Origin of the sequence: Roseburia sp. AF12-17LB (assembly GCF_003479605.1) — a bacterium.
Classification (GTDB): Bacteria; Bacillota; Clostridia; order Lachnospirales; family Lachnospiraceae; genus Roseburia_C; species Roseburia_C amylophila.
Genome location: NZ_QUHR01000010.1, coordinates 12,399 through 39,014, shown reverse-complemented (window position 1 = coordinate 39,014; position 26,616 = coordinate 12,399). Strand labels below are relative to the sequence as shown.

At 42.0% G+C, this 26,616-nt stretch carries 21 protein-coding genes; all 21 read left to right on the top strand.

Translation table 11 applies throughout. The features are described from left to right. Positions 1-22 precede the first annotated feature (22 nt). Positions 23-961, top strand: coding sequence for an alpha/beta fold hydrolase (locus DWV68_RS11505; protein WP_118665850.1), 939 nt, complete (start codon positions 23-25; stop codon positions 959-961). 13 nt (positions 962-974) lie between these two features. Then, positions 975-2,084, top strand: coding sequence for a DUF1002 domain-containing protein (locus tag DWV68_RS11500; RefSeq protein WP_243088534.1), 1,110 nt, complete (start codon positions 975-977; stop codon positions 2,082-2,084). Between the two features lie 318 nt (positions 2,085-2,402). Then, positions 2,403-4,325 carry a DNA gyrase/topoisomerase IV subunit B gene (locus DWV68_RS11495; RefSeq protein ID WP_118665846.1) on the top strand — a complete coding sequence of 641 codons (1,923 nt, stop codon included), beginning with the start codon at positions 2,403-2,405 and terminating at the stop codon, positions 4,323-4,325. Between the two features lie 95 nt (positions 4,326-4,420). Continuing rightward, entirely contained in the window at positions 4,421-6,658 is a 2,238-nt protein-coding gene (locus DWV68_RS11490; RefSeq protein ID WP_118665844.1) for a DNA gyrase/topoisomerase IV subunit A, read from the top strand. Position 6,659: 1 nt separating this feature from the next. Continuing rightward, entirely contained in the window at positions 6,660-7,982 is a 1,323-nt protein-coding gene (locus DWV68_RS11485; protein WP_118665842.1) for a bifunctional folylpolyglutamate synthase/dihydrofolate synthase, read from the top strand. Beyond that, on the top strand, positions 7,972-8,526 hold the full coding sequence (folE, locus tag DWV68_RS11480) for a GTP cyclohydrolase I FolE (RefSeq protein WP_022242494.1): 555 nt from the start codon (positions 7,972-7,974) through the stop codon (positions 8,524-8,526). The genes DWV68_RS11485 and folE overlap by 11 nt, the downstream gene beginning before the upstream one ends. Before the next feature lie 13 nt (positions 8,527-8,539). Then, the gene (locus DWV68_RS11475; RefSeq protein ID WP_118665840.1) at positions 8,540-9,046 is read left to right on the top strand and encodes an HD domain-containing protein; all 507 of its coding nucleotides are present in this window, start codon (positions 8,540-8,542) and stop codon (positions 9,044-9,046) included. A gap of 66 nt (positions 9,047-9,112) precedes the next feature. Continuing rightward, positions 9,113-9,931 carry a dihydropteroate synthase gene (folP, locus tag DWV68_RS11470; RefSeq protein ID WP_022242496.1) on the top strand — a complete coding sequence of 273 codons (819 nt, stop codon included), beginning with the start codon at positions 9,113-9,115 and terminating at the stop codon, positions 9,929-9,931. Continuing rightward, complete coding sequence (gene folK, locus DWV68_RS15005; RefSeq protein ID WP_330416145.1) at positions 9,924-11,387, top strand: 2-amino-4-hydroxy-6-hydroxymethyldihydropteridine diphosphokinase; 1,464 nt, start codon at positions 9,924-9,926, stop codon at positions 11,385-11,387. The genes folP and folK overlap by 8 nt, the downstream gene beginning before the upstream one ends. Further along, complete coding sequence (locus DWV68_RS11460; protein ID WP_197420857.1) at positions 11,374-12,117, top strand: CPBP family intramembrane glutamic endopeptidase; 744 nt, start codon at positions 11,374-11,376, stop codon at positions 12,115-12,117. The genes folK and DWV68_RS11460 overlap by 14 nt, the downstream gene beginning before the upstream one ends. Further along, complete coding sequence (locus tag DWV68_RS11455; protein WP_147404537.1) at positions 12,045-12,950, top strand: hypothetical protein; 906 nt, start codon at positions 12,045-12,047, stop codon at positions 12,948-12,950. Before DWV68_RS11460 ends, DWV68_RS11455 begins: the two co-directional genes overlap by 73 nt. A gap of 181 nt (positions 12,951-13,131) precedes the next feature. After that, a complete protein-coding gene (locus tag DWV68_RS11450; protein ID WP_022242502.1) occupies positions 13,132-13,467 on the top strand; it encodes a type II toxin-antitoxin system HicB family antitoxin in 336 nt (111 codons plus the stop codon). 53 nt (positions 13,468-13,520) lie between these two features. Further along, positions 13,521-14,309, top strand: a complete 789-nt coding sequence (locus DWV68_RS11445) for a hypothetical protein (protein ID WP_118665834.1) — start codon at positions 13,521-13,523, stop codon at positions 14,307-14,309. 298 nt (positions 14,310-14,607) lie between these two features. Continuing rightward, a complete protein-coding gene (locus DWV68_RS11440) occupies positions 14,608-15,279 on the top strand; it encodes a thioester domain-containing protein (protein WP_117699341.1) in 672 nt (223 codons plus the stop codon). A 537-nt stretch (positions 15,280-15,816) separates the two neighbouring features. Then, on the top strand, positions 15,817-20,370 hold the full coding sequence (gene gltB, locus DWV68_RS11435; RefSeq protein ID WP_118542360.1) for a glutamate synthase large subunit: 4,554 nt from the start codon (positions 15,817-15,819) through the stop codon (positions 20,368-20,370). Between the two features lie 14 nt (positions 20,371-20,384). Beyond that, positions 20,385-21,878, top strand: a complete 1,494-nt coding sequence (locus DWV68_RS11430; RefSeq protein ID WP_118665832.1) for a glutamate synthase subunit beta — start codon at positions 20,385-20,387, stop codon at positions 21,876-21,878. A 213-nt stretch (positions 21,879-22,091) separates the two neighbouring features. After that, positions 22,092-22,880, top strand: coding sequence for a Cof-type HAD-IIB family hydrolase (locus DWV68_RS11425; RefSeq protein ID WP_118056848.1), 789 nt, complete (start codon positions 22,092-22,094; stop codon positions 22,878-22,880). 232 nt (positions 22,881-23,112) lie between these two features. After that, positions 23,113-23,397, top strand: a complete 285-nt coding sequence (groES, locus tag DWV68_RS11420) for a co-chaperone GroES (protein WP_022242508.1) — start codon at positions 23,113-23,115, stop codon at positions 23,395-23,397. A 67-nt stretch (positions 23,398-23,464) separates the two neighbouring features. Continuing rightward, on the top strand, positions 23,465-25,087 hold the full coding sequence (gene groL, locus DWV68_RS11415; protein ID WP_117840855.1) for a chaperonin GroEL: 1,623 nt from the start codon (positions 23,465-23,467) through the stop codon (positions 25,085-25,087). A 190-nt stretch (positions 25,088-25,277) separates the two neighbouring features. Continuing rightward, entirely contained in the window at positions 25,278-26,141 is an 864-nt protein-coding gene (locus tag DWV68_RS11410) for a DegV family protein (RefSeq protein WP_118056847.1), read from the top strand. A 131-nt stretch (positions 26,142-26,272) separates the two neighbouring features. Next, the coding region (locus DWV68_RS11405; RefSeq protein WP_197420856.1) for a zinc-ribbon domain-containing protein at positions 26,273-26,616 on the top strand (344 nt) is incomplete at its 3' end.

Below are 26,616 nucleotides of genomic sequence, written 5' to 3'. Positions count from 1 at the left end.
TAACATACAGGGGGTATATTATATGACGAAAGAGGAAGTGTTTTCTTTCCCTTCCGCAGATGGGCGAACCACAGTTCATGCAGTACGATGGACTCCGGAGGATGGAAAGTATCGTGCGGTTTTACAGATAATACATGGTATGGTGGAATATATTGAACGCTACCGGGTTTTTGCAGAATTTTTAAATGACAATGGTTTTCTGGTGGTAGGTCATGATCATATCGGACACGGCGAATCCGTTGTATCTAAGGATGAATGGGGTTTTTTTGCAGAGCATCCCAGCGATACGGTGGTTGCCGATATGCATACACTCCGGGAGATAACACGGAAAGAGCATCCGGGTGTGCCTTATTTTATGTTAGGACACAGCATGGGTTCTTATATGCTTCGGAAATATCTGGCGATACATGGAGAGGGGCTTACCGGTGCTATAATTATGGGAACTGGCTGTATTCCGGACAATACCACAAAGCTTGCCATGTTTATTGCAAAGCTGCAGGCAGCATTTTTCGGCTGGCATCACAGAAGTAAATTATTACAGAAATTATCTTATGATAAATACTATCATCAGTTTGACCTGACAGGAAAAGATGCTTCCAATAGCTGGCTGACCAAGAATGAAGAAATAGTAAAAACCTATTATGCAGACCCGAAATGCACGTTTGTATTTACAGTAAATGCTTATATGGGACTGTTTGAGGCAGTTCTATTTGACAACCAGCAGGAAAATATTGAAGCAGTTCCAAAGAGTCTTCCGTTATTCTTTATATCGGGAACAATGGATCCGGTGGGCGGCTGCGGCAGCGGCGTAAAGAAGGTATATAATAAATTTGACGCAGCCGGCAAAGAGGATATTACCTGGAAATTATATGACAACGACCGTCACGAAATCTTAAATGAGACAGACCGTGATGTTGTATATCATGATATTCTGGCATGGATGAATGTTCACCTTGCCTGAAAAGGAGGAAAAAATGAAAAAACATATCAAAAAAATAATGGGAATGGGATTGGCATGTATGCTGTTTCTTGGAGTGCCATTTCAGGCATCCGCAGCAGAAGTGACCGGAACACTGTCTACAGAGACATCATCGGAAAATGGTACTGCAGCAGGCGGAGAGAACAACGGTTCCGATGCAGCAGCCAATACAGATAATGGAGCAGCAGCCGGCACTCCGGAAAGTGGAGCAGCAGCCGGCACTCCGGAAAGTGGAGCAGCTGCAGATAATCCGGCAGCGGCAGAAGATAAGGCAGATGACAATGTCGTGATCAAAGAAAGCGATAAACCATATCTGGCACTGGGTGCTGATCTGTCTGAGGAGCAGAAGAATACAGTATTAAGTCTGATGGGCATTGATCCTGCACAGCTTGATAATTATGATGTAGTTACAGTAAACAATTCCGAAGAACACCAGTATCTGGATGCATATATTCCATCTTCACAGATTGGAAGTAAATCCTGGTCTTCTGTAGTAATCGTAAAGAAAGATAAAGGAAATGGAATCAATATTTCCACCAAGAATATTTCATACTGTACAGTTGGTATGTATAAGAATGCACTGGTAACAGCCGGAATTGAAGATGCGGACATAATTGTTGCAGGACCACAGAATATTTCCGGAACAGCAGCTCTGGTAGGTGTGTTTAAGGCATACCAGGAGATTACCGGAAAAGAACTTCCACAGGAAAATGTAGATACTGCATTAAATGAGCTGGTTTTAACCGGACAGTTAGAGAGCAGCACTGGTGCAGATGCAGAATCCGTAGAAGGACTGGTTGCATACTTAAAACAGCAGATGGCAGAAAACAATCTTACGGATGATGCAAGTATCCGTGATGCCATTGATGAAGCAGCAGATAAATTTGATGTTGCACTGACAGAAGAGCAGAAAGAGCAGTTATTAGACCTGTTAAAGAAGATTGGCAATCTGGATCTTGATGTAGACAGCCTTGTAAATCAGGCGAAATCCATTTATGACAAGATTGAAAACCTTGGTGCAGACGGCATCTTTGATAAGATAGGAAGCTTTTTCTCCAACCTGTTTTCCTCTATTGCAGATTTCTTTAAGAATCTGTTCAATTAAATAAGACAGGACAATTTTATAAAAGAGATTTCAGACAACTACCGGTTCGCCCGGTAGTTGTTTTTTTTGAAAGATCAGGTGCCAAATGGAGAAATCAAATTTTGGATATGGCAAAATTGTACAAAAACATATCTATTTGCATACAGTGGAACAAATAGATATGCTTTTGACCAATTTGCCAAATAAAATATATGAGAAGCCCATTTCCTTCCTGATCAAACAAAATAGAAAACACATGTTTGCCAAAAAAATCTCCATGTGTTATACTAGCCGCAGGGCTTCTTTTGAAGCAGTTTTTAGAAAGAAAGGAATGGAACAATGGCGAAACAGGAAACATATGATGCAAGCAGTATTTCCGTACTGGAAGGACTGGAAGCTGTCCGGAAGAGACCGGGAATGTATATTGGAAGCGTCTCAAGAAAAGGATTGAACCATTTAATATATGAAATCGTGGATAACTCGGTAGATGAGCATCTTGCTGGTGTATGTGATACCATCCGTGTTACATTAGAGGCAGATGGCTCCTGTACCGTAGAAGATAACGGACGGGGAATTCCGGTGGGAATGCATAAGAAGGGCGTATCGGCAGCCCGTGTGGTATTTTCAACCCTCCATGCCGGCGGAAAATTTGATAATGCAGCATATAAGACCAGCGGTGGTCTTCATGGAGTAGGTTCCTCTGTTGTAAATGCACTTTCTACTTATATGGATGTAGAAATAAGCAGAGATGGTTATGTGCATCATGACCGCTATGAGCGTGGCGTGCCAACGGTAGAGCTGGTAAACGGACTGCTGCCGACAATTGGAAAGACGAAAAAGACCGGAACAAAGATTAATTTCCTGCCGGACCCGGAAATCTTTGAAAAGACAAGATTTAAAGAGGATGAAGTAAAGAGCCGTCTCCATGAGACTGCATATTTAAATCCTGCTTTAACTATTATTTATGAAGATAAGCGCGGAGAAGAAACAGAACATATTGAATATCATGAACCGGATGGAATCATTGGCTTTGTAAAGGAGATGAACCAGAACAGTGAGTGCCTTCATGATGTGATTTACTACAAAGGAGAATCTGAGGGCATTTCTGTTGAAGTGGCATTCCAGTATACAACAGAATTCCATGAGAATGTGCTGGGCTTCTGCAATAATATTTACAATGCAGAGGGCGGAACCCATCTGACCGGTTTTAAGACAACCTTTACCCAGGTGATTAATTCCTATGCAAGAGAGCTTGGCATTTTAAAGGAAAAGGATGCAAACTTTACCGGAACAGACGTAAGAAATGGAATGACTGCCGTTATTTCTGTGAAACATCCGGACCCAAGATTTGAGGGGCAGACGAAAACCAAGCTTGATAACCAGGATGCGGCAAGAGCCACCGGAAAAGTAACCAATGATGAAATTCAGATGTACTTTGACCGTAACCTGGATACTTTAAAGGCAATTATCGGATGTGCAGAAAAAGCAGCAAAAATCCGTAAGACAGAAGAGAAAGCGAAAACCAATCTTTTAACCAAGCAGAAATTCTCCTTTGATTCCAATGGAAAATTAGCCAACTGCGAAAGCCGTGATGCCTCCAAATGTGAAATCTTTATCGTGGAGGGAGATTCTGCGGGTGGTTCTGCTAAGACTGCAAGAAACCGAATGTTCCAGGCAATTCTTCCGATTCGTGGAAAGATATTAAATGTAGAGAAAGCAAGTATAGATAAAGTATTGGCAAATGCAGAGATTAAGACCATGATTTATGCATTTGGCTGCGGATTTTCTGAAGGATATGGAAATGACTTTGATATCAGCAAGCTTCGTTATGATAAGATAATTATCATGGCAGATGCGGATGTGGATGGAGCACATATTTCAACATTGCTTCTGACTTTATTTTACCGTTTTATGCCGGAACTGATTTACGAAGGACATGTTTATATTGCAATGCCGCCATTATATAAGGCGATGCCAAGCAAAGGGGAAGAAGAATATCTTTATGATGATGCAGCACTGGCACGTTATCGTAAAACACATAAAGGTTCTTTTACCCTGCAGCGTTACAAAGGTCTTGGAGAGATGGATGCAAACCAGCTATGGGAGACAACCTTAAATCCTGAGACAAGGATGTTAAAACAGGTGGAAATCGAAGATGCCAGAATGGCATCGGATGTAACAGAGATGCTGATGGGAACGGATGTACCGCCGCGTCGTAAATTTATTTATGATAATGCAAAGGACGCAGAACTTGACATATAAATTTCCATGAATCCGTAAGGAATTGCTGACGGCATATTTTTATGGATGTATGGGAAATGATAGAAGCAGAAAATCAGGAAGGAATTGGATAGATTATGGAAACGAAAGAACAGATTATCCGCACCGAGTATTCGGAAGTAATGCAGAAATCTTATATCGATTATGCCATGAGCGTTATTATCGCAAGAGCATTGCCGGATGTCAGAGATGGTCTGAAGCCGGTACAGCGAAGAACACTTTATGATATGCACGAACTTGGCATCCGTTATGATAAACCTTATCGTAAATGTGCCCGTATCGTGGGAGATACCATGGGTAAATATCATCCGCATGGTGACAGCTCCATTTATGATGCACTGGTGGTAATGGCACAGGAATTTAAGAAGGGACTGCCACTGGTAGATGGCCATGGTAACTTTGGTTCCATCGAGGGAGATGGAGCGGCGGCGATGCGATATACCGAGGCGCGTCTGCAGAAGATTACCCAGGAAGCATACCTTGCGGATCTGGATAAAGATGTAGTAGATTTTGTGCCAAACTTTGACGAGACAGAAAAAGAGCCGGAAGTACTTCCGGTAAAGGTGCCGAACCTTTTGGTAAACGGAGCAGAGGGTATTGCCGTTGGTATGGCAACCAGCATTCCACCACATAATTTTGGCGAAGTCATTGATGGTGTCAAAGCATATATGAAGAATCCGGATATTACAACAGAAGAAATGATGAAATACATCAAGGGACCGGATTTCCCGACCGGTGGAATTGTGACCAACCAGGATGAACTGCTTTCCATTTATGAGACTGGAATCGGTAAGATTAAGGTTCGGGGAAAAGTAGAGATTGAAGCAGTAAAAGGCGGAAAAGAGCGCCTGATTATTACGGAAATTCCATACACCATGATTGGAGCCAATATTGGAAAATTCTTAAATGATGTCTACAGTCTGGTTGAGACCAAGAAGACAAATGATATTGTGGATATTTCCAATCAGTCATCCAAGGAGGGAATCCGCATTGTTATCGAACTTCGAAAAGGAGCAGATGCACAGAACCTTTGCAATCTTCTTTATAAGAAGACAAAATTAGAAGATACTTTTGGTGTCAATATGCTGGCAGTAGCAGACGGAAGACCGGAGACTCTGGGACTGGTTCCGATTATCCGCCACCATGTAAAGTTCCAGTATGAGCTTGCAACCAGAAAATATAAGACTTTACTGGCAAAGGAACTGGACAAGAAAGAGATTCAGGAAGGATTAATCCGTGCCTGTGATGTTATTGATTTAATTATTGAAATCTTAAGAGGAAGCCGTAATATCAAGGATGCGAAAAACTGCCTGATGAACGGTGTAACAGAAAATATTAAATTCAAGACAAAAGAATCCGAAAAGAAAGCTTCGAAGTTAAACTTTACAGAACGTCAGGCAACAGCAATTTTAGAGATGCGCCTCTATAAGCTGATTGGCCTGGAAGTGGAAGCATTGATGGATGAGCATAATACCACATTAAAGAATATCGCAGAATACGAAGATATTCTTACCAACCGCAGTACAATGGCGAAGGTAATTATGAAGGAATTAGATGGTCTTAAGAAAAACTATTCCAGAGAACGCCGTACCCATATAGACAATGTGGAAGCTGCTGTTTATGAAGAAAAGAAGATGGAAGAGATGGAAGTGGTCTTCTTGATGGATCGTTTTGGCTATGCGAAGACCATTGATGTGGCGGCTTATGAGCGTAACAAAGAAGCTGCAGATACAGAGAACCGTTATGTACTTCATTGTATGAATACCGGAAAAATCTGCATCTTTACCAATACCGGACAGATGCATCTGCTGAAGGTAGTCGATTTGCCGTTTGGAAAATTCCGTGACAAGGGACAGCCGATTGATAATGTAAGTAATTATGACAGTTCCAAAGAACAGCTGGTTTATATTACGGATCTGGCAACACTTTGCACACAGAAACTGTTGTTTGGAACTAAGACAGCCATGCTAAAGCAGGTAGACGGAAAAGAATTTGACGTAGCAAAACGTACCACAGCTGCCACGAAGCTTGCAGATGATGATGCAGTTATATTCGTAGCACCGGTAGAAGAAAATATGACTATTGTTATGCAGTCGGCAAAGGACATGTTCCTTAGGATTGCAGCAGATACGATTCCTGAGAAGAAGAAGGGGGCAATCGGGGTCTGCGGAATGAAGCTTGCAGCAGGGGATGAACTGACCAACATCTATGCACTGGGTGAGGAAGAACCGCCAGTGGTCATGGTAAAAGATAAAGAAATTGCATTGAACCGGCTTCATATTGGAAACCGTGCAACCAAAGGAGTAAAGAAATAAATTGACATATCAGCAGGCACTTGCATTTGTAGAAGAAACAAAAAAATATGGCAGTATATTAGGACTGGACAGTATCCGGGCACTGATGAAAGAATTGGGCGATGTGCAGGAAGACTTATCTATTATTCACATTGCAGGAACTAACGGAAAAGGTTCTGTTGGTGCAATGCTTCAGGCGGTGCTTTCAGAAGCAGGATTAAAAGTGGGAAGATACAGCTCGCCGGCAGTCTTTTCCTATCGGGAAATCTGGCAGATAAACGGAAAAGCAGTTTCCGAAGAAGCATACGCTGCCTTGATGGAAAAAGTAAAGACAGCCTGTCTTACACTGACAGAAAAAGGACTTCCGCATCCGACGTCCTTTGAGGTAGAGACTGCAGCAGCGTTTTTATATTTTAAAGAAGAAGCCTGTGATGTGGTGTTATTGGAAACCGGCATGGGGGGAAGAGAGGATGCAACCAATCTGATTACCCATCCCATTTGCAGTGTCATTACTTCTATCAGCATGGATCATATGCAGTTCCTGGGAAATACGTTATCAGAGATTGCATCTGCAAAGGCTGGAATCATAAAAGAGAACTGCCCGGTGGTATCTGCCTGGCAGGAAGATGCTGTGACAGAGGTTCTTGTCAAGGAGGCAGAGCGGCTTAAAGCACAGCTGTACCAGCCGAGGAAGGATGCCATAAGAAATCTTTTGTATGATATGAATGGAATGCAGTTTGATTATGTAAGAGAAGATAATTCACAGTGGAAGATAAAGCTTCCGCTGACCGGAGCCTATCAGGCAGCCAATGCAGCCTGTGCGCTTAAAGTAATAGAAGTATTGAAAGAGAAAACATTTCCGCAGCTTACCTTATTGGTGATACAAAATGGCTTTCAGAAGGTCTGCTGGAATGGGCGTTTTGAACGTGTTTTAGAGGAACCATTATGCATTCTGGATGGTGCCCATAATGAGGGCGCAGCACTGCAACTTGCAAAAACGCTGGAAAACTGTTTTACAAATCGTAAGATAACCTATATAATAGGGGTGCTTGCTGATAAGGCACATGAGAAGATTTTAAAGATAATGCGTCCTTATTCGGAAACTGTATATGCGGTAACGCCGCATAATGGCAGGGCACTTCCGGCAGAGAAGCTGGCGGAGGAAGCGAAGGCAGCAGGCTATCAAACAGTAATAACAGAACCTTTGATTGAAGATGCGGTAAGACATGCAATTGCTGAGAGCTCGAGAGAAGATGTGGTGCTGATATTTGGCTCCTTGTCATATCTTGCAGAGGCAAAGCAGGCTGTCATACAGTATCGGGAAGGACAGAAGAATGATAGATAAAGAGAAAGTGGAAGCAGGAGTACGGCTGATATTAGAAGGCATTGGCGAAGATGTGAACCGGGAGGGCTTACTTGAGACTCCGGATCGTATTGCACGGATGTATGAAGAAATCTTTGGCGGAATGGACATGGATGCCGCAGAGCCTTTAAAGAAAAGATTTCATGCCAGCAACAATGAGATGGTAGTAGAAAAGGATATTACTTTTTATTCTACCTGTGAGCATCATATGCTTCCATTTTATGGAAAAGCCCACGTTGCTTATATTCCAAATGGAGAAGTAGTCGGCATCAGCAAGCTGGCAAGAACCGTGGAAATCTATGCAAGACGGCTTCAGATTCAGGAGCAGCTTACGGCACAGGTGGCAGATGCACTGATGGAGCAGTTAAAGCCGAAGGGTGTCATGGTTATGATGGAAGCAGAGCATATGTGTATGACGATGCGTGGTATTAAGAAGCCGGGCAGCAGGACGGTTACTTATGTGACCCGTGGAATCTTTAATGAGGATGAGCGTCTGGTAAATAAATTTTTCCAGATGGTGCGTTAGATATGGTGATGAAATGGAATATGTAGTAAGACTTTTGCATCAGGAGCAATACCGGGAAAACGTAAAGAAAATTGCCCGTCTGGAAGCGGACAGAATCTATTGCAGACATAATATGGAACATTTTATGGATGTGGCACGGCTGGCACAGATTCGCAATTTAAAGGAGCAGCTTGGTTTGGATGAAGAGATGATATATCTTTATGCCCTGCTTCATGATATCGGTCGTATGAAAGAATATGAACAGGGAATCTCTCATGCAGCGGCATCTGCCGAATTTGCAGGAGAGATTTTTGCGACTATAGGCTATCCGAAGGAAAAAGGAGCTATCATCTGCCAGGCAATTCTGGCTCACCGCAGGGAGGCCTGCAGTGAGCTGCACGGGGAGAAATTATGGCAGACAGCATTTACACAGCTTATGAAATGGGCGGATAAGGCATCCCGTATGTGCTTTGCCTGTGAAGCAGCAGACAGTTGCAAGTGGAGTGAAAAAGAGAAAAATAAACCGGAGACCTGGTTTTAAGCTGCCAGGCATCCGCAAGAAGCTGTTGGTAGCAGGTTCTACAGACAGCATAAAAGGAGAAGAAAAATGAGAATAGGAAATCGGACATTTGACACAGCAAATCATACTTATGTAATGGGAATCTTAAATGTAACACCGGATTCTTTTTCGGATGGGGGAAGTTATAACCAGTTAGACCTTGCATTAAAGCATGTAGAAGAAATGATGGCACAGGGGGCAGATATCATCGATGTGGGTGGAGAATCCACAAGACCGGGTTATACAAAGATTTCTGATGAAGAAGAAATTGAACGTACTGTTCCGGTGGTAGAAGCAATTGTAAGCCGTTTTGATGTGCCGGTTTCCGTAGATACCTATAAAAGTAAGGTGGCAGAGGCTAACCTTGCGGCAGGAGCACATCTTTTAAATGACATCTGGGGACTGAAAGCAGATGATAAAATGGCTGGCGTGATTGCAAAATATGATGCCGCATGCTGTCTGATGCACAACCGCAACGAAGCAGATTATAAGAACTTTATGGAAGATATGAAAAATGATCTACGGGAAACATTACGTCTTGCAAAGGAAGCGGGGATTCGTGAAGATGGTATTATGACAGACCCGGGTGTAGGATTTGGCAAGACTTATGAGAATAATTTAGAAGCTATCCGATGCGTGGGAGAACTGAATGAACTGGGCTATCCGGTGCTGCTTGGCACATCCCGGAAGTCGGTAATCGGTCTGACGCTGGATGTTCCGGCAAAGGAACGTGATACAGCCACAGCAGTAACCAGTGCTTATGCCGTATGGGCACATTGCGGATTTGTCCGCGTACACAATGTGCGTGCCAATGCAGAGGCAATTAAGATGGCAGAAGCAATCAGGGATGGAGGATTACATGGATAAGATTATCATAGAAAATCTTGAACTATTTGCAAATCATGGAGTGTTTCCGGAGGAGACAAAGCTTGGACAGAAGTTTCTAATCAATATGGAACTTTATTTACCAACCAGAAAAGCCGGATATTCGGATGATTTGACAGAATCGGTAAATTATGGAGAAGTCAGCCATTTTGTAACAGAATTTCTGACGACACATACCTATAAGCTGATTGAAGCTGCAGCAGAGCAGACAGCACGGGCAGTGTTATTGCATTTTCCATTGATTCAGAAATTAAAATTTTCCATACATAAACCATGGGCACCGGTGGGACTGCCTTTATCAGATGTGGCAGTGGAAATAGAACGGGGCTGGCATAAGGTATATCTTGCCTTTGGTTCCAATATGGGCGACCGGAGAAAATATATTGAAGATGCCGTTGAAGAACTGCGGAACTTAGAAGACTGCAAGGTAGGAAAGGTATCTGATATCCTCGAGACAGAACCTTATGGCGGCGTGGCAGAAGGCGCATTTTTTAATGGATGTCTGGAACTTCGAACCCTGTATACACCGGAAGAATTATTGGAGAAGCTTCATGCTATAGAAGCTCATGGCAACCGGGAGCGTAAGATGCGCTGGGGCTCAAGAACGATAGACCTTGATATTTTATTTTATGATGATGAAGTGATATCTACCCCGGAACTTACGATTCCGCATATTGATATGGCAAACCGCCTGTTTGTGTTAGAACCGTTGTGTGAAATCGCACCATATCTCTGGCATCCGGTGTTAAAAAAGACGGTGCTTCAGATGAAACAGGAACTGAAGGGCAGAAAAGACATTGTTTTATTTGATTTGGATGGAACCATTACCAATTCTAAGGAAGGAATAACAAAGTGTGCCCAGTATGCCCTAAAGGCATATGGTATTGACGAACCGGATGCAGATAAGCTTGAATTCTTTATCGGACCGCCACTTAAAAATACTTTTATGGAACATTATGGCATGGATGAAGAGACCGCAGTAGCGGCAGTAGCCAAGTACCGGGAACGCTATCATCCAACCGGTATCTTTGAATGCAGCCTTTTTGATGGTGTTGAGGATGCTTTGAAATCTCTCAAGCGAAAAGGCTATCGTATCGGACTGGCATCCAGCAAGCCGGAAGAATCCTGCCGGCGTATTTTGGAGCATTTCCACATCCTCTCCTATTTTGATGAAGTGGTGGGAGCCACAATGGATGGCAGAATAGACAGCAAATATGAGGTGTTGCAGGAAACGATAAAGCGGATGCATATTTATGATACTACCGAGGCAGTATTGATTGGAGATACCAGATTTGATGTATCAGGAGCCAAAGAAGCACATATGGACTGCATCGGCATCACTTATGGATTCGGAACGAAAGAAGAGTTGCAGGAGGCTGGTGCAAAAGCAATCTGTGACAGTATTGAGGAGGCGGCAGAATATATTGAAAGATTATAAGCTACTTCGCATCTGGGAAGTGATTTATCCCATTGGTATTTATTTTGTAGTAACCAACGTTGTGATGTTTGTGTTAAATATCATCCATGCAATGACCAATGAAAATTATATGATTTATCAGATTATTGCAACGGTGATAGCATTTCCCTTTATCTATGCTTTCTATCGGAAAGAGGATGGCGGGAAAATGGCAAATCTGCTACGAACCTTTTTATTTGCAGCAGCTGCAGGCTTATTTGGTGTAGTGTTAAATAATCTTATCGGATATACCGGCTTAAAAGAAACATCGCAGAGCTATCAGGAAGTAAGTGCTGCATTTTACGGCAGCAGCCTGGCATTGGAAATACTTGGAACCTGTATCATAATTCCGTTCTTAGAGGAACTTCTTTACCGCGGCATCGTTTACCAGCGTTTGAAAGCGTTTTTGGGAGTGAAGACGGCAATTGTATTATCGGCAGTATTATTTGGAGCCATGCATTTTAATCTGGTGCAGTTCCTATATGCCACAGCGGTAGGACTCTTGCTGGCAGTCATCATGGAACAGGAAGGGCTTGGCGCAGCCATGGCAGCCCATATGGTAACGAATCTGGTATCGGTACTTCGAAGTGAGACAAAGCTGTTTCATTTCATGGATGCATCCATGACGGGAAGTGTCATATGCACCGTGGTGGAGAGCGTGCTGATTGTGGTGTTATTGCTGCTGGCATTCCAGGGCGAAAAAGAGAAGTAAAGGTAAAAATTATGCATGTGTTTAATAATATGGCAGGATCCACAGGGACTGGATATTCGTTAAAAGGAAAACGATTAGAGTTAGGCATGGGTGGTAAATGGTATAAAGCAGATTACTTAGGGTATGAGGGTGCAGTGGAATATGCAGTATCAAAAATATTGAAATATTCAAATATTAAGGATTATGTGTCATATCAGTTAGAAATTATTAATTATAATGGAGATACTTTTAATGGTTGTGTATCCATTGATTTTTTGCAATCAGGACAGCAATTGGTTACTGCAGAAAATTTATATGAGATGAAGTATAAAAAGTCTGTAGAAGAAAGATTGGAAGCATTGCCTTTGCAAAATAGAATAGAAAAATTTGTGGATGATGTAAAAAGTATTACAAGATTGAATGATTTTGGAAAGTATTTAACTTTTTTATTGGAATTAAATACTTATACATTAAATGTGGACCGAAATTTTTTCGATATTTCGTTAATTCGGAAAGAGGATGGATGTTATTTATATTGCCCGATATTTAATAACGAAACAGCATATCTTTCGGATACGCAAAACAAATATCCATTAGAAAAGAATATTAATACACTTATAGCCGAGGTACGTGAAACTTCGCGTTTTCAAAATTTGAATATAGCGGTAGCCTGTTGTCAGAAATTGTATGGTACACAATTTAAGGTAGGTCAATATGAAATGTCGGAAGAGATATTAGAGATAAAAGAAATGTATGGGAATAAAATCTATTCAAGAATATGTGAAATAGATGAACATCAGAAAATAATACATCCAGAGTTTTGCTGGGATGATGTCAGAACAGAATGTTTTTAATGGTAAGGTATAAAAGGTAGATATGTGAGTGCAACTAATTTTAGTCGCATCTGCTGTGAGCAGGGAGTATAATATAAAAAGAGAAGTAATTTATGAGCAGAAAGGACAAATTATTAGAGAAACTTTTGCAGAAACTAAAAGACTTTACATTTGATGAAATGGTATCAAAGGATGGCATATTATGAGTGACTTACTATCATACAAAAATTATAATGGTACAGTAGAGTTTTCGAAAGAAGATAATTGTTTATTTGGTAAAGTAATCGGTATTAAATCGCTGATTTCCTATGAAGGGGCATCCGTAAAGGAATTAGAGCAGGATTTCCATAATGCAGTGGATGAATATCTTGAGGATTGTAAGGAGAGAAATATTGAGCCAGAGCAACCTTATAAGGGGACTTTTAATGTAAGAATTAGTCCGGAATTGCATAGAACTATTGCAATCTATGCTATGGAGCATGGAAAAAGTTTAAATGCTGCGGTGGAAGAGGCAATCGACAATATGGTTAAGCTGTAGTGTTTGTTATATTATAATTGACAAAAAAAGAAAAGCTGATGGGAGGAATCATTATGAAGAAAAGATTAGCGATGATTGTAACAATGTTGATGGTAACAGTAAGTATGGCAGCCTGCGGCGGGAAAAAAGATACTACCGCTGATAAGGAATCTGTTATAAATACAGAAGCTACCGAAGGGGTGGCAGAGACAGAAGAGCCGGAAACGGAAGAATTGGAAGCAGCTACAGAGACAGAAGAGCCGGAAACAGAGGCAGTTGCAGAGCAGGAGACCACTGGAAAACTGGAGAGCAATACTTCCAGTGCAGAGAATACTGCAGCACAGCCATCTGACAATAATACAAGCAAATCAAATAAGAGCAACAGCAATTCCGGCAATAAGGCAAGTGCAGGTAGCACTGCATCAGCCGGAACAACTACCAGTAATTCCAGTGGAACAACTGGAAGCAGCAATAGCAACACCAATGCTTCTAACAATAATGCAGCTCCGGCGCATGAACATAAGTGGGTGCTGCATGAGGGCAGCGGTCATTATGAGACACAGGTTGTTAAAGAAGCCTGGGACGAGCCAGTATATGAAATGCGTGAGATTACACGCTGCAGCACTTGTAATGCTGATATAAGCAGTTGGTCAGAGGAACAAATTGGAGACCACATTGAAGCACATATACTTGCTGGAGAAGATAAAGGCGGATATTATAGCACCGGAGAAAGAGTGCAGACCGGAACAAAGCACCATGACGCAGAAACCAAGCAGGTATGGGTGCAGGATGTGGCACCTTATGCACAGTGCAGTGGATGTGGAGAAATCGGACCGGTAGGTTCCGGCATATCCATTAATTAATGGAATAGATTCTATATAAAGATGGTAAGAGAAGGATTCAAGGTGATTTTACTTTGAGTCCTTTTTTTATAGATATTTGTACCGGAATCCGGTACGTATAGCTTAGCGGAAGGGAGGATAGAAAACAAAATATAAAGGTAACTGGGAACTGATAATGATATCGGTTCTTTTTTTGTGCGTGTAATGAGGAAAAGTCTGTACTTGTACAGGACTTTGACGAATACCGTAACATCTTGTGAAAAGTATTTTCACAAGGATATGCTTTCTTTTAGCAAATGGAAGGAGGAAAACGGAAAGTATGAAGAAATTTAGCGTAAAACAGAAGTTAAAAGCGTCCATAGCTGTAGCATTATGTGTCTGTATGGCAGCCAGTCCGCTGACTGCTTTTGCGGAAAGTTTACCGGAGCAGGAAGAATCGATTCTTTCAGATAACTTTGATGAACTGGTACGCAAGGCGGAAGAAGAAAACAAAGAGCATGAAGCGGAGCAGATTGCTCTTAACAGTGCCGATGAGGGATTGGTAGTTAAAACTTATGCCTCTGGAAACTATGATTTTAATGTAGATTTAACCGTAGGAAAGACGATTAATTACAATGGCTATCAGACACACCAGTATAGTCTTTCGGATGGAACTGTAGTTTATTGTCTGGAACCAAGTAAAGCAAATCCGAGCAATGGACAATATACCGCTTCGGTATCCAATGATGCATTGCTTTCAGCAGTAGCCTACTATGGATATGGTGGACCGGGATATGAAAGTGATAAGGGTATGTATAACATGATGCAGGAGAATGTTCGTCCTTATGCTTATGTAATTACTCATATGGCTTTATCCTGGGTGTATGATGGCTGTAGTGATGATTCTGATGCCTTTAAGGGGAATGCAGCTACTGCAGATGGTATTAAAAACATGGTAAATCTTATGGATATTGATGCTTATTTGCCTTTTCATCGAAATACAGATATATAATAAGGGCTGTTAGGGGCACTTGGAATTTCGTTTGATATACTGGCAACGCTGGCACAGGGATGTGCCGGCGAGGTGCATATGAACATGGATGTGAATTTGCACCGGTTGCCGGATAGGTAAAAAAGTATATCGAAATTCCCAGTGCCCCTTACAGTCCTTATGTAATATCCGTATTCGATGAAAAGGCAGATACACTCAAAACCTTCCTAAGAAATTCCAGAATAACATAGAAACAATTCAGACACAATTTAAAATAACAGGCAAATTTAAAAGGCTTATGAAAAAATATTTTCAACAAAAAACACGTTGAATTGTTTTGATAAGCCTTTTTTATATGCAAAAAAATGATAAATGTAAATACAATAAAAGAATATAAAATGAATTGTCTAATAATCAGACAATAGCAAGAAAAAAACTATTGCAAAGTATATTATGCCGGGTGTAAACTTAGTTCAGAAAATAAAAGCACTTTAAAGCAGCAGAGTGCAGGTAACAAAGTAAGACAGAAAATAAAGAGAAAGCAGAAAGGGAACGATTATGACAGAACAGTGGAATGAAAGTACAGCAGTAGCACAGGGTATGTATAATCCGAATTTTGAACATGATAACTGCGGTATCGGAGCTGTGGTAAACATCAAAGGTATCAAATCCCATGCGACGGTAGAAAATGCTTTAAAAATCGTAGAGAACTTAAAGCACAGAGCTGGTAAGGATGCAGAAGGAAAAACCGGTGACGGTGTTGGTATTCTGCTTCAGGTATCACACAAATTTTTCTCCAAAGTAGCAAAGGAATCAGGAATTGAACTTGGTGGAGAAAGAGATTACGGTGTCGGAATGTTTTTCTTCCCACAGGATGAGCTGAAACGGAATCAGGCAAAGAAAATGTTTGAGGTTATCGTGGAAAAGGAAGGAATGAAATTCTTAGGATGGAGAAAAGTTCCGACTGACCCGGATAAACTGGGACAGAAAGCAGTAGACTGTATGCCATATATCATGCAGGGATTTGTAAGACGTCCAGCTGAAGTAGCCAGGGGACTTGATTTTGACCGCCGGCTGTATGTGGCAAGACGGGTATTCGAGCAGTCCAATGATGACACTTATGTAGTATCCCTTTCCAGCCGAACCATCGTATATAAGGGAATGTTTTTAGTAGACCAGCTGCGTCAGTTCTTTGCAGACCTTCAGGATAAAGATTATGAATCTGCAATCGCAACCGTACACTCCAGATTCTCAACCAACACCAATCCAAGCTGGGAGAGAGCACATCCGAACCGTTTCATCGTACATAACGGAGAGATTAATACCATCAAAGGTAATGCAGATAAGATGCTTGCCCGTGAAGAGACCATGGAGTCCGAAGAACTGAAAGGGGAACTGCAGAAAGTCCTTCCGGTTATTAATTCCGAAGGTTCTGACTCAGCAATGTTAGATAATACCTTAGAGTTCTTAGTAATGAGTGGAATGGATTTACCACTGGCAGTTATGATTATGATTCCGGAGCCATGGGCAAATAACAATACCATGTCCCAGAAGAAGAAAGACTTCTATCAGTACTATGCAACCATGATGGAGCCGTGGGATGGACCAGCCTCCATTCTTTTCTCAGATGGAGATGTCATGGGAGCCGTTCTTGACCGTAATGGATTAAGACCTTCCAGATATTATATTACCGATGATGACCAGCTGATTCTTTCTTCCGAGGTTGGAGTGCTTGATATTGATCCGACCAAGATTGTTGTAAAAGAAAGACTTCGTCCGGGTAAAATGCTCTTAGTAGATACCATCCAGGGAAGAGTCATCAATGATGATGAATTAAAAGAGTATTACGCAAGCAAACAGCCTTATGGTGAATGGCTTGACCGTAACCTGATTAAACTGGAGGATTTAAAGATTCCAAATCAGCGTGTTCCGGAATATACCAAAGAAGAGCGTCAGAGAATGCAGAAAGCATTCGGTTATACTTACGAATCACTACGTGAAGCAATCCTTCCGATGGCATTAAACGGAGGAGAAGGAACTTCTGCAATGGGTATTGATACTCCGCTGGCAGCACTGGCAGGAGACCATCAGCCACTGTTTAATTATTTCAAACAGTTATTTGCACAGGTAACAAACCCGCCAATTGATTCCATTCGTGAGAAAGTGGTTACATCCACTACCGTATATATCGGAGAAGATGGTAACCTGCTGGAAGAAAAGGCGATTAACTGTCAGGTATTAAAGGTAGATAACCCGATTCTTACCAACACAGATTTGATGAAAATTAAAAATATGAAAGTAGAAGGATTCAAGGTTGTGGTTCTTCCTACTACATATTATAAGAATACAAGCCTGGAAAAAGCATTGGATCATCTGTTTGTAGAAGCAGACCGTGCATACCGTGACGGTGCAAATATCCTGATTCTTTCCGACCGTGGCATTGATGAGAACCATGTGGCAATCCCATCCCTTCTGGCAGTATCCGGTTTGCAGCAGCATCTGGTAAAGACCAAGAAGAGAACTGCAGTTGCCATGATTCTGGAATCCGGTGAACCAAGAGAAGTACATCATTTTGCAACATTGCTTGGTTATGGTGCCTGTGCAATCAACCCATATCTGGCACAGGATACCGTAAAGCAGTTAGTAGACGAGCATATGTTAGACAAGGATTACTATGCAGCAATCCATGATTACAATCAGGCAATTATCAGTGGTATCGTAAAAATTGCTTCCAAAATGGGTATTTCAACCATTCAGTCTTATCAGGGTTCTAAGATTTTTGAGGCAATTGGTATTGACTCCGCAGTAATTGATAAATATTTCACAAATACCGTAAGCCGTATCGGTGGAATTACACTGGAAGACATTGCAAAAGATGTAGATACTCTGCATTCTGCAGCCTATGATCCATTGGGATTAGAGACAGACCTTACTTTAGACAGCAAGGGACGTCACAAGATGAGAAGTGGCGCAGACAGCCATCTTTACAATCCGGCAACCATCCATCTTCTGCAGGAATCAACCAAACGTGGAGATTACAACCTTTTCAAACAGTACACAGATCTTGTGAACAGCGAAGAGCGTGATGCAAATATTCGTGGACTGATGGATTTCAATTTCCCGAAAAAAGGTGTTCCGATTGAAGAAGTAGAAAGCGTAGATTCTATTGTAACAAGATTTAAAACAGGTGCGATGTCCTATGGTTCTATTTCCAAGGAAGCCCATGAAACACTGGCAATTGCCATGAACCATTTACATGGTAAATCCAATACCGGTGAGGGTGGAGAAGATCCGGACCGTATCGCAAGTAAACATACAAGCTTAGACAGATGTTCTGCAATCAAGCAGGTAGCGTCCGGCCGGTTTGGTGTAACCAGCCGTTACTTAGTCAGTGCAGAAGAGATTCAGATTAAGATGGCACAGGGTGCAAAACCTGGTGAAGGTGGACACCTTCCGGGCAAGAAAGTATATCCATGGATTGCAAAGACAAGACTTTCCACACCGGGTGTATCCTTGATTTCGCCGCCACCTCATCATGATATCTACTCCATCGAGGATTTGGAGCAGTTGATTTATGATTTGAAGAATGCCAACCGTGATGCAAGAATTTCCGTAAAACTGGTATCAGAAGCAGGTGTGGGTACAGTCGCAGCCGGTGTTGCCAAAGCAGGAGCGCAGGTAGTATTGATTTCCGGATATGACGGTGGTACCGGTGCAGCACCAAGCAGTTCTATCCATAACGCAGGACTTCCTTGGGAGCTTGGTCTTGCCGAGACACACCAGACTCTGATTATGAATGGACTTCGTAATAAGGTAAGAATCGAGACAGATGGTAAGCTGATGAGCGGTCGTGATGTAGCAATTGCTGCATTGCTTGGAGCAGAAGAGTACGGATTTGCAACTGCACCGCTGGTAACCATGGGATGCGTGATGATGCGTGTATGTAATCTGGATACCTGCCCTGCCGGAATCGCAACACAGAATCCGGAGCTTCGGAAACGTTTCGCGGGAAAACCGGAATATGTAGAAAACTTCATGCGGTTTATTGCAGAAGAATTAAGAGAAATCATGGCGAAGTTAGGCTGCCGTACCATTGATGAAATGGTAGGAAGAAGTGACCTTCTCCGGGTAAGAGAGGATTTGACAGACCGGGAAAAAGAAATCGACCTTTCCAAGATTTTGAATAACCCGTTTGCAGGACCAAAGGAGAAAGTTACATTTGATCCAAAACATGTATACGATTTCGAACTGGAGAAGACCAAGGACGAAACTGTACTGTTAAAACAGCTTTCTTCTGCACTGGATAAGAAACAGAAGAGAAGCATTGATGTAGAAGTAAGCAATACAGACCGTTCCTTTGGTACCATCTTTGGTTCCGAGATTACAAAGAAATATGATGATACTTTAGAGGAAGATACCTTTATCGTAAAATGTACCGGTGCCGGCGGACAGAGCTTTGGCGCATTCATTCCAAAGGGACTTACCTTAGAGCTGGTAGGAGATTCCAACGATTACTTCGGAAAAGGACTTTCCGGTGGGAAACTGGTTGTCTACGCTCCGGCAGGTGTGAAATATAAGAAGGATGAGAATATCATCATCGGTAACGTAGCACTTTACGGTGCAACCAGTGGTAAGGCATTTATCAGTGGTGTAGCAGGAGAACGTTTCTGTGTACGAAATTCCGGAGCTTCTGCAGTAGTAGAAGGTGTCGGTGACCATGGATGTGAATACATGACCGGTGGCCGTGTGGTTATCCTTGGTAAGACTGGTAAAAACTTTGCAGCCGGAATGAGTGGTGGTATCGCTTATGTATTAGATGAGGACAACGACCTTTATACCAGAATCAATAAGGAAATGGTATTCTCAGAAGAAGTCGGAAACAAATATGATGTTATGGAATTAAAAGATATGATTAAAGAACACGTAGCTTTGACCAATTCTGAAAAGGGAAAAGAAATCTTAGATAACTTCAGTGAGTATCTGCCGAAGTTCAAGAAAGTAATTCCATACGATTATAACCGTATGTTAATGGCAATTGTTCAGATGGAAGAAAAAGGATTGTCTTCCGAACAGGCACAGATTGAAGCATTTTATGCGAATACAAGAAATTAAGGAGGGGACGCAAAATGGGAAAACCAACAGGATTTATGGAATATGACAGAGAGAATGCAGCAGCGGTTGCACCAAAGGAGCGTATCAAGAACTTTAACGAGTTCCATACCCCTCTCTCAAAAGAGAAACAAAGAGTACAGGCAGCACGTTGTATGAACTGCGGCGTGCCGTTCTGCCAGGCTGGTATGAATATTATGGGAATGACCAGCGGATGTCCGCTGCATAATCTGGTACCGGAGTGGAATGACCTTTTGTATACCAACAACTGGGAGCAGGCATATAACCGTCTGACCAAGACCAACAACTTCCCGGAATTTACTTCAAGAGTATGTCCGGCACTTTGTGAAGCTGCCTGCACCTGTGGACACTGGGAAGACCCGGTAACCTGTAAGGCAAATGAGCATGGAATCATTGAAAATGCCTATGAAAAAGGATATGCTGTAGCAAAACCTCCTAGAGTACGTACCGGCAAGAAGGTTGCAATCATCGGTTCCGGTCCTGCCGGACTTGCAGCAGCAGACCAGTTGAATAAAAGAGGACATTCCGTTACCGTATTTGAAAGAGATGACCGTGTCGGTGGACTTTTGATGTATGGAATCCCGAATATGAAGCTGGAAAAATGGGTTATTGACCGTAAGATTAATATAATGAAAGAAGAGGGTGTCGAGTTTATTACCAATGCCAATGTTGGAAAAGACATCAAGCCGGCAAAATTCTTAAAAGAATATGACCGTGTCATCTTAGCCTGTGGAGCAAAGAATCCAAGAGACATCAAAGCTCCGGGCAGAGATGCAGAAGGCATTTACTTTGCAGTAGATTTCTTAAAGGCAACTACCAAGAGCCTTTTAGATTCCGAGCTTAAAGATAACAAATATATTTCTGCCAAGGGAAAGAAAGTAGTTATCATCGGTGGTGGAGATACCGGAAATGACTGTGTCGGAACTTCTATCCGTCACGGCGCAGCCAGTGTCATCCAGCTTGAAATGATGCCAAAGGCACCGGATGAACGTGCTGAGAACAATCCATGGCCGGAGTGGCCGAGAGTCTGCAAGACAGACTACGGTCAGGAAGAAGCAATTGCCATGTTCGGCTCCGACCCTCGTATTTACCAGACAACCGTAAAAGAGTTCTTAAAAGACAAGAACGGTAAGCTCTGCGGATTAAAAACCGTAAAATTAGAGGGCAAAAAGGATGAAAAGACCGGACGGATGCAGATGGTGGAAGTACCAGGCTCTGAAAGCAAGTTAGATTGTGATCTGGTTCTGATTGCAGCAGGCTTCCTTGGAACAGAAGATTACATTGCCAAAGCATTCGGCGTAGACTTAAATGCCAGAACCAATGTGGCAACAGAAGCCGGTCATTACAAGACCAACGTGGAAAATGTCTTTACAGCAGGAGATATGCATCGTGGACAGTCCCTGGTTGTATGGGCAATCCGTGAAGGAAGAGAAGCAGCCCGTGAAGTAGACGAAAGTCTGATGGGATATTCTTATCTTTCCGTACAGTAATGAAAATTACAATATAATGATAGAAGAAAGTCGTCTGACTATGGTGACGCCGGAAGGTGAGCTGTGGCAGGCGGCTTTTTTGAATTTACGTTAGCAGCGAGAGAAAATCACAAAGAGTGTTTCCCGTAGTTGACATATCTTGTATCCGGGGCATAAAATAATCCTTGTGACAAAAAGAACGAGAAGAAGAAACAGCGAAAGGACATAAAGAGAATGAGCAGGAAAGCAGTATTTTTTGATATTGACGGAACATTGTGGGACGAACATTTTTTGATACCGGAGAGCACAAAGGAAGCAATCCGGAAGCTGCGGGAAAATGGACATCTGGCATTTCTCTGCAGCGGAAGAACCAGAGCATTTATTCAGGATGAAAGACTGCTGGCACTGGGATTCGACGGAATTGTGGCAGGCTGCGGTACCTGGATAGAGATGGATGGAAAAACACTTTTTTATAAAAAATTAGAACAGGAATTGATAGAGGATACCATACATATATTAAAAGAGTATGGAATTCCTACGGTATATGAGGGAAGCCAGAATTTGTATATGGATCTGGAAGAATTTGAAGAAGACCCTTATGGCTTGAGACTAAAAGAGACATTGGGAGAGGATTTGCTGCCGGTAACGGGAAATGAAGCAATTATGGAAATCAGTAAGTTTTCCTGCTCCACACCGGATGATGCTTATCTTAAGGTACTTTCCCATCTGGAAGAGAATTTCACACCGCTGGTGCATGATGCGGCATGCGCAGAGTTTGTTCCAAAAGGATTTTCCAAAGCGTCCGGCATCGAAAAAACCTGTGAGCTTCTTGGTATTGAGAAAGAAGATACCTATGCATTTGGAGACAGTATCAATGATGTGGAAATGTTAAAGCATGTGCAGCATGGAATTGCCATGGGAAATGGTACCAAAGCAGCAAAAGAAGCAGCGGATTATATCACAGCACCATTGCACGAAGACGGCATTTATAAGGGATTGGAGCATTTTGGACTGATTTCATAAACAAATCTAAAAAAAGTATTAAATCGTTACAAATTGCAGAAAGTGAGAAAACGAGAGAAAAAACGAGATATTAAGAGTAAATATAAGGAAACAAGAGAAAAATAAAAAATGGTCAGGCTTGCGAAAAAGAGACGCAGAAACTATTATATGACTATCGGTTAGCACTCGGCTTGAATGAGTGCTAATAAAAAAGAAAGAAAACAAAGAGACCGAATCAAGGAGGCAATGAATCATGAAATTAGTACCATTATCAGACAGAGTTGTATTAAAACAGTTAAAAGCAGAGGAAAAAACCAAATCCGGAATTATCTTAGCAAGTGCTGCACAGGAGAAACCACAGGAAGCAGAAGTAATCGCAGTTGGTCCTGGCGGAGTGGTAGATGGCAAAGAAGTTACCATGCAGGTAAAAGAAGGACAGAAGGTTATTTATTCTAAATATGCCGGAACAGAAGTAAAACTGGATGGCGAAGAATATATCATCGTAAAGCAGAATGATATTCTTGCAGTAGTAGAATAATCGAATTGATAATTGGTAAATAAAACAAATAATAAAATAGGAAAATAGAAGAAAGAGGTAAGAAATTATGGCAAAGGAAATCAAATATGGAACAGAAGCCAGAACAGCATTAGAGGCTGGAGTTGATAAACTGGCAAATACAGTCAGAGTAACAATCGGACCAAAAGGAAGAAACGTTGTACTGGATAAATCATATGGAGCTCCATTAATCACAAACGATGGTGTTACCATTGCAAAAGAAATCGAATTGGAAGATGCATTCGAAAATATGGGCGCACAGCTTGTAAAAGAAGTAGCAACCAAGACCAATGACGTCGCCGGTGATGGTACTACAACAGCAACTGTTCTTGCACAAGCAATGATTCAGGAAGGAATGAAGAACTTAGAGGCTGGTGCAAACCCAATCGTTTTAAGACGTGGTATGAAGAAAGCAACTGAAAAAGCAGTTGAAACAATCGCAGCAATGTCTTCTAAAGTAACCGGAAAAGACCAGATTGCAAAAGTTGCATCTATTTCCGCAGGTGATGAAAGCGTTGGCAACATGGTAGCAGACGCAATGGAAAAAGTTTCCAATGATGGTGTTATTACCATTGAAGAGAGCAAGACCATGCAGACAGAGCTTGACCTGGTAGAAGGTATGCAGTTTGACCGTGGATACATTTCCGCATATATGTGCACAGATATGGATAAGATGGAAGCAGTTTTAGATGAACCGTACATCTTAATTACCGATAAGAAAATCAGCAACATTCAGGAAATCCTTTCACTGTTAGAGCAGATTGTTCAGTCCGGTTCCAAACTTCTTATCATTGCCGAAGATATCGAGGGTGAAGCTTTAACTACATTGATTGTAAATAAACTGCGTGGAACATTTAACGTAGTAGCGGTAAAAGCTCCAGGATATGGCGACAGAAGAAAAGAAATGTTAAAAGATATCGCTATCCTTACCGGTGGTCAGGTGATTTCAGAAGAAGTTGGCCTGGAATTAAAAGATGTTACTATGGCACAGCTTGGCCGTGCAAAATCTGTTAAGGTTAAGAAAGAGAACACCGTTATCGTTGATGGTGAAGGAAATAAAGAAGAAATTCAGGCAAGAATCGGCCAGATTCGTGCACAGCTTGAAGAGACAACATCTGAATTTGATAAAGAAAAATTACAGGAAAGACTTGCAAAACTGGCAGGTGGCGTAGCAGTTATCCGTGTTGGTGCTGCAACAGAGACAGAAATGAAAGAAGCAAAACTTCGTATGGAAGATGCTTTGAATGCAACAAGAGCAGCAGTCGAAGAAGGAATCATCGCAGGTGGCGGTTCTGCATACATCCATGCATCCAAAGAGGTTGCAAAGCTTGCTGAGACATTGGAAGGTGATGAGAAGACCGGTGCAAAGGTTATCTTAAAGGCATTGGAGGCTCCATTGTATTACATTTCCGCAAATGCAGGTCTCGAAGGTGCAGTTATTATTAATAAAGTAAAAGAGTCCGCTCCTGGTATCGGATTTAATGCAGCAACAGAAGAATATGTAGATATGGTAGAAGCTGGTATCCTTGACCCGGTTAAGGTTACAAGAAGTGCTTTGCAGAATGCAACATCTGTAGCATCTACATTACTTACAACGGAATCTGTTGTAGCAAATATCAAAGAAGATGCTCCTGCAATGCCGGCAGGAAACCCAGGTATGGGAATGATGTAATAAGAAAATAAAATATATTACTGAAAAGTAAGTGTAGAGAGCTCCTGACTGCAGATAATGCAGTCAGGAGTTTTGCTATGCAGTTTTTTTCCTGATGTTAGTTTTTTGGGGGCAGTTGTTTTGATTTGCAAAATATGTTACAATTATTTCATTGTGTAACATGAAGTCTGAACAGCAAGGAGGAAGAAAAATGGGAAAGGTAGTTATTCTTACAGACAGTTCCAGTGGAATTCGTCAGGTAGAAGCGCAGCAGTTAGGGATTAGCGTATTACCAATGCCTTTTTTTATAAATGGTGAAACACTGTTTGAGGATATCAATCTGACACAGGATACATTTTATGAGCATCTGACAGATGGAGCAGAGATTTCAACATCCATGCCGGCAGTAGGAGACCTTACAGACCGTTGGGATGAGCTTTTAAAAGAATATGATGAAATAGTATACATTCCTTTATCCAGTGGATTGAGCAGTTCCTGTGAGACAGCAACAGCATTATCTTCAGATGAAGAGTATGAGGGCAGGGTTTTTGTAGTAAACAATCAGAGAATTTCCGTAACACAGAAGCAGTCCGTATTTGATGCAATCAGGCTGGCAGAGAGTGGCAAGAGCGGAAAAGAGATTAAAGATATTTTAGAGGATGCAAAATTCCAGTCCAGCATTTATATCATGGTAGATACCCTTTACTATCTGAAAAAAGGTGGAAGAATTACACCGGCAGCAGCAGCACTGGGAACATTGTTGAAATTAAAACCGGTATTACAGATTCAGGGTGAAAAGCTGGATGCTTTTGCAAAAGCAAGAACGGTAAAGCAGGCAAAAAGCATTATGATAAAAGCAGTAAAAGATGATTATGCATCCCGCTTTAAGGAGTGTCAGGACGAGATGCAGCTTTGTATTGCATATACGGGAGATATAAGTGCAGCAATGGAATTCCGCAAAGAAGTGGAAGCGGAATTTGGGATTACAGACATTATGATGGATCCGCTTTCTTTGAATGTATCCTGCCATATCGGACCGGGAGCATTAGCACTTGCCTGTGCAAGAAAATTATAAGATTTAAAGTGTAAATTCTCGGTAAAATTGATTGACCAACCACAAAATATTGTGTAGAATTGAAATAGTTTAACTTGTTAATGTATAAAAGCAAGTAACATATCATGGTAAAACGAAGGAGGAAAATGAAAATGGCATTTTGTGGTAATTGTGGCACACAAGTGGGTGATGATGCAGATTTTTGCCCGAATTGTGGCCAGAAATTAAAAGGGGAGATGGAACAGCCGGCAGAGCAGGCAGCACCGGTACAGGAACAGCCGGCAGAGCAGGCAGCACCGGTACAGGAACAGCCGGCAGAGCAGGAAACACCGGTACAGGAACAGCCGGCAGAGCAGGAAACACCGGTACAGGAACAGCCGGCAGAACAGGAAGCACCGGTACAGGAACAGCCGCAGCAGGAAACACCAGTACAGGGACAGCCGCAGCAGGGACAGTTCCAGAGTCAGCCGCAGCAGGGACAGTTCCAGAGTCAGCC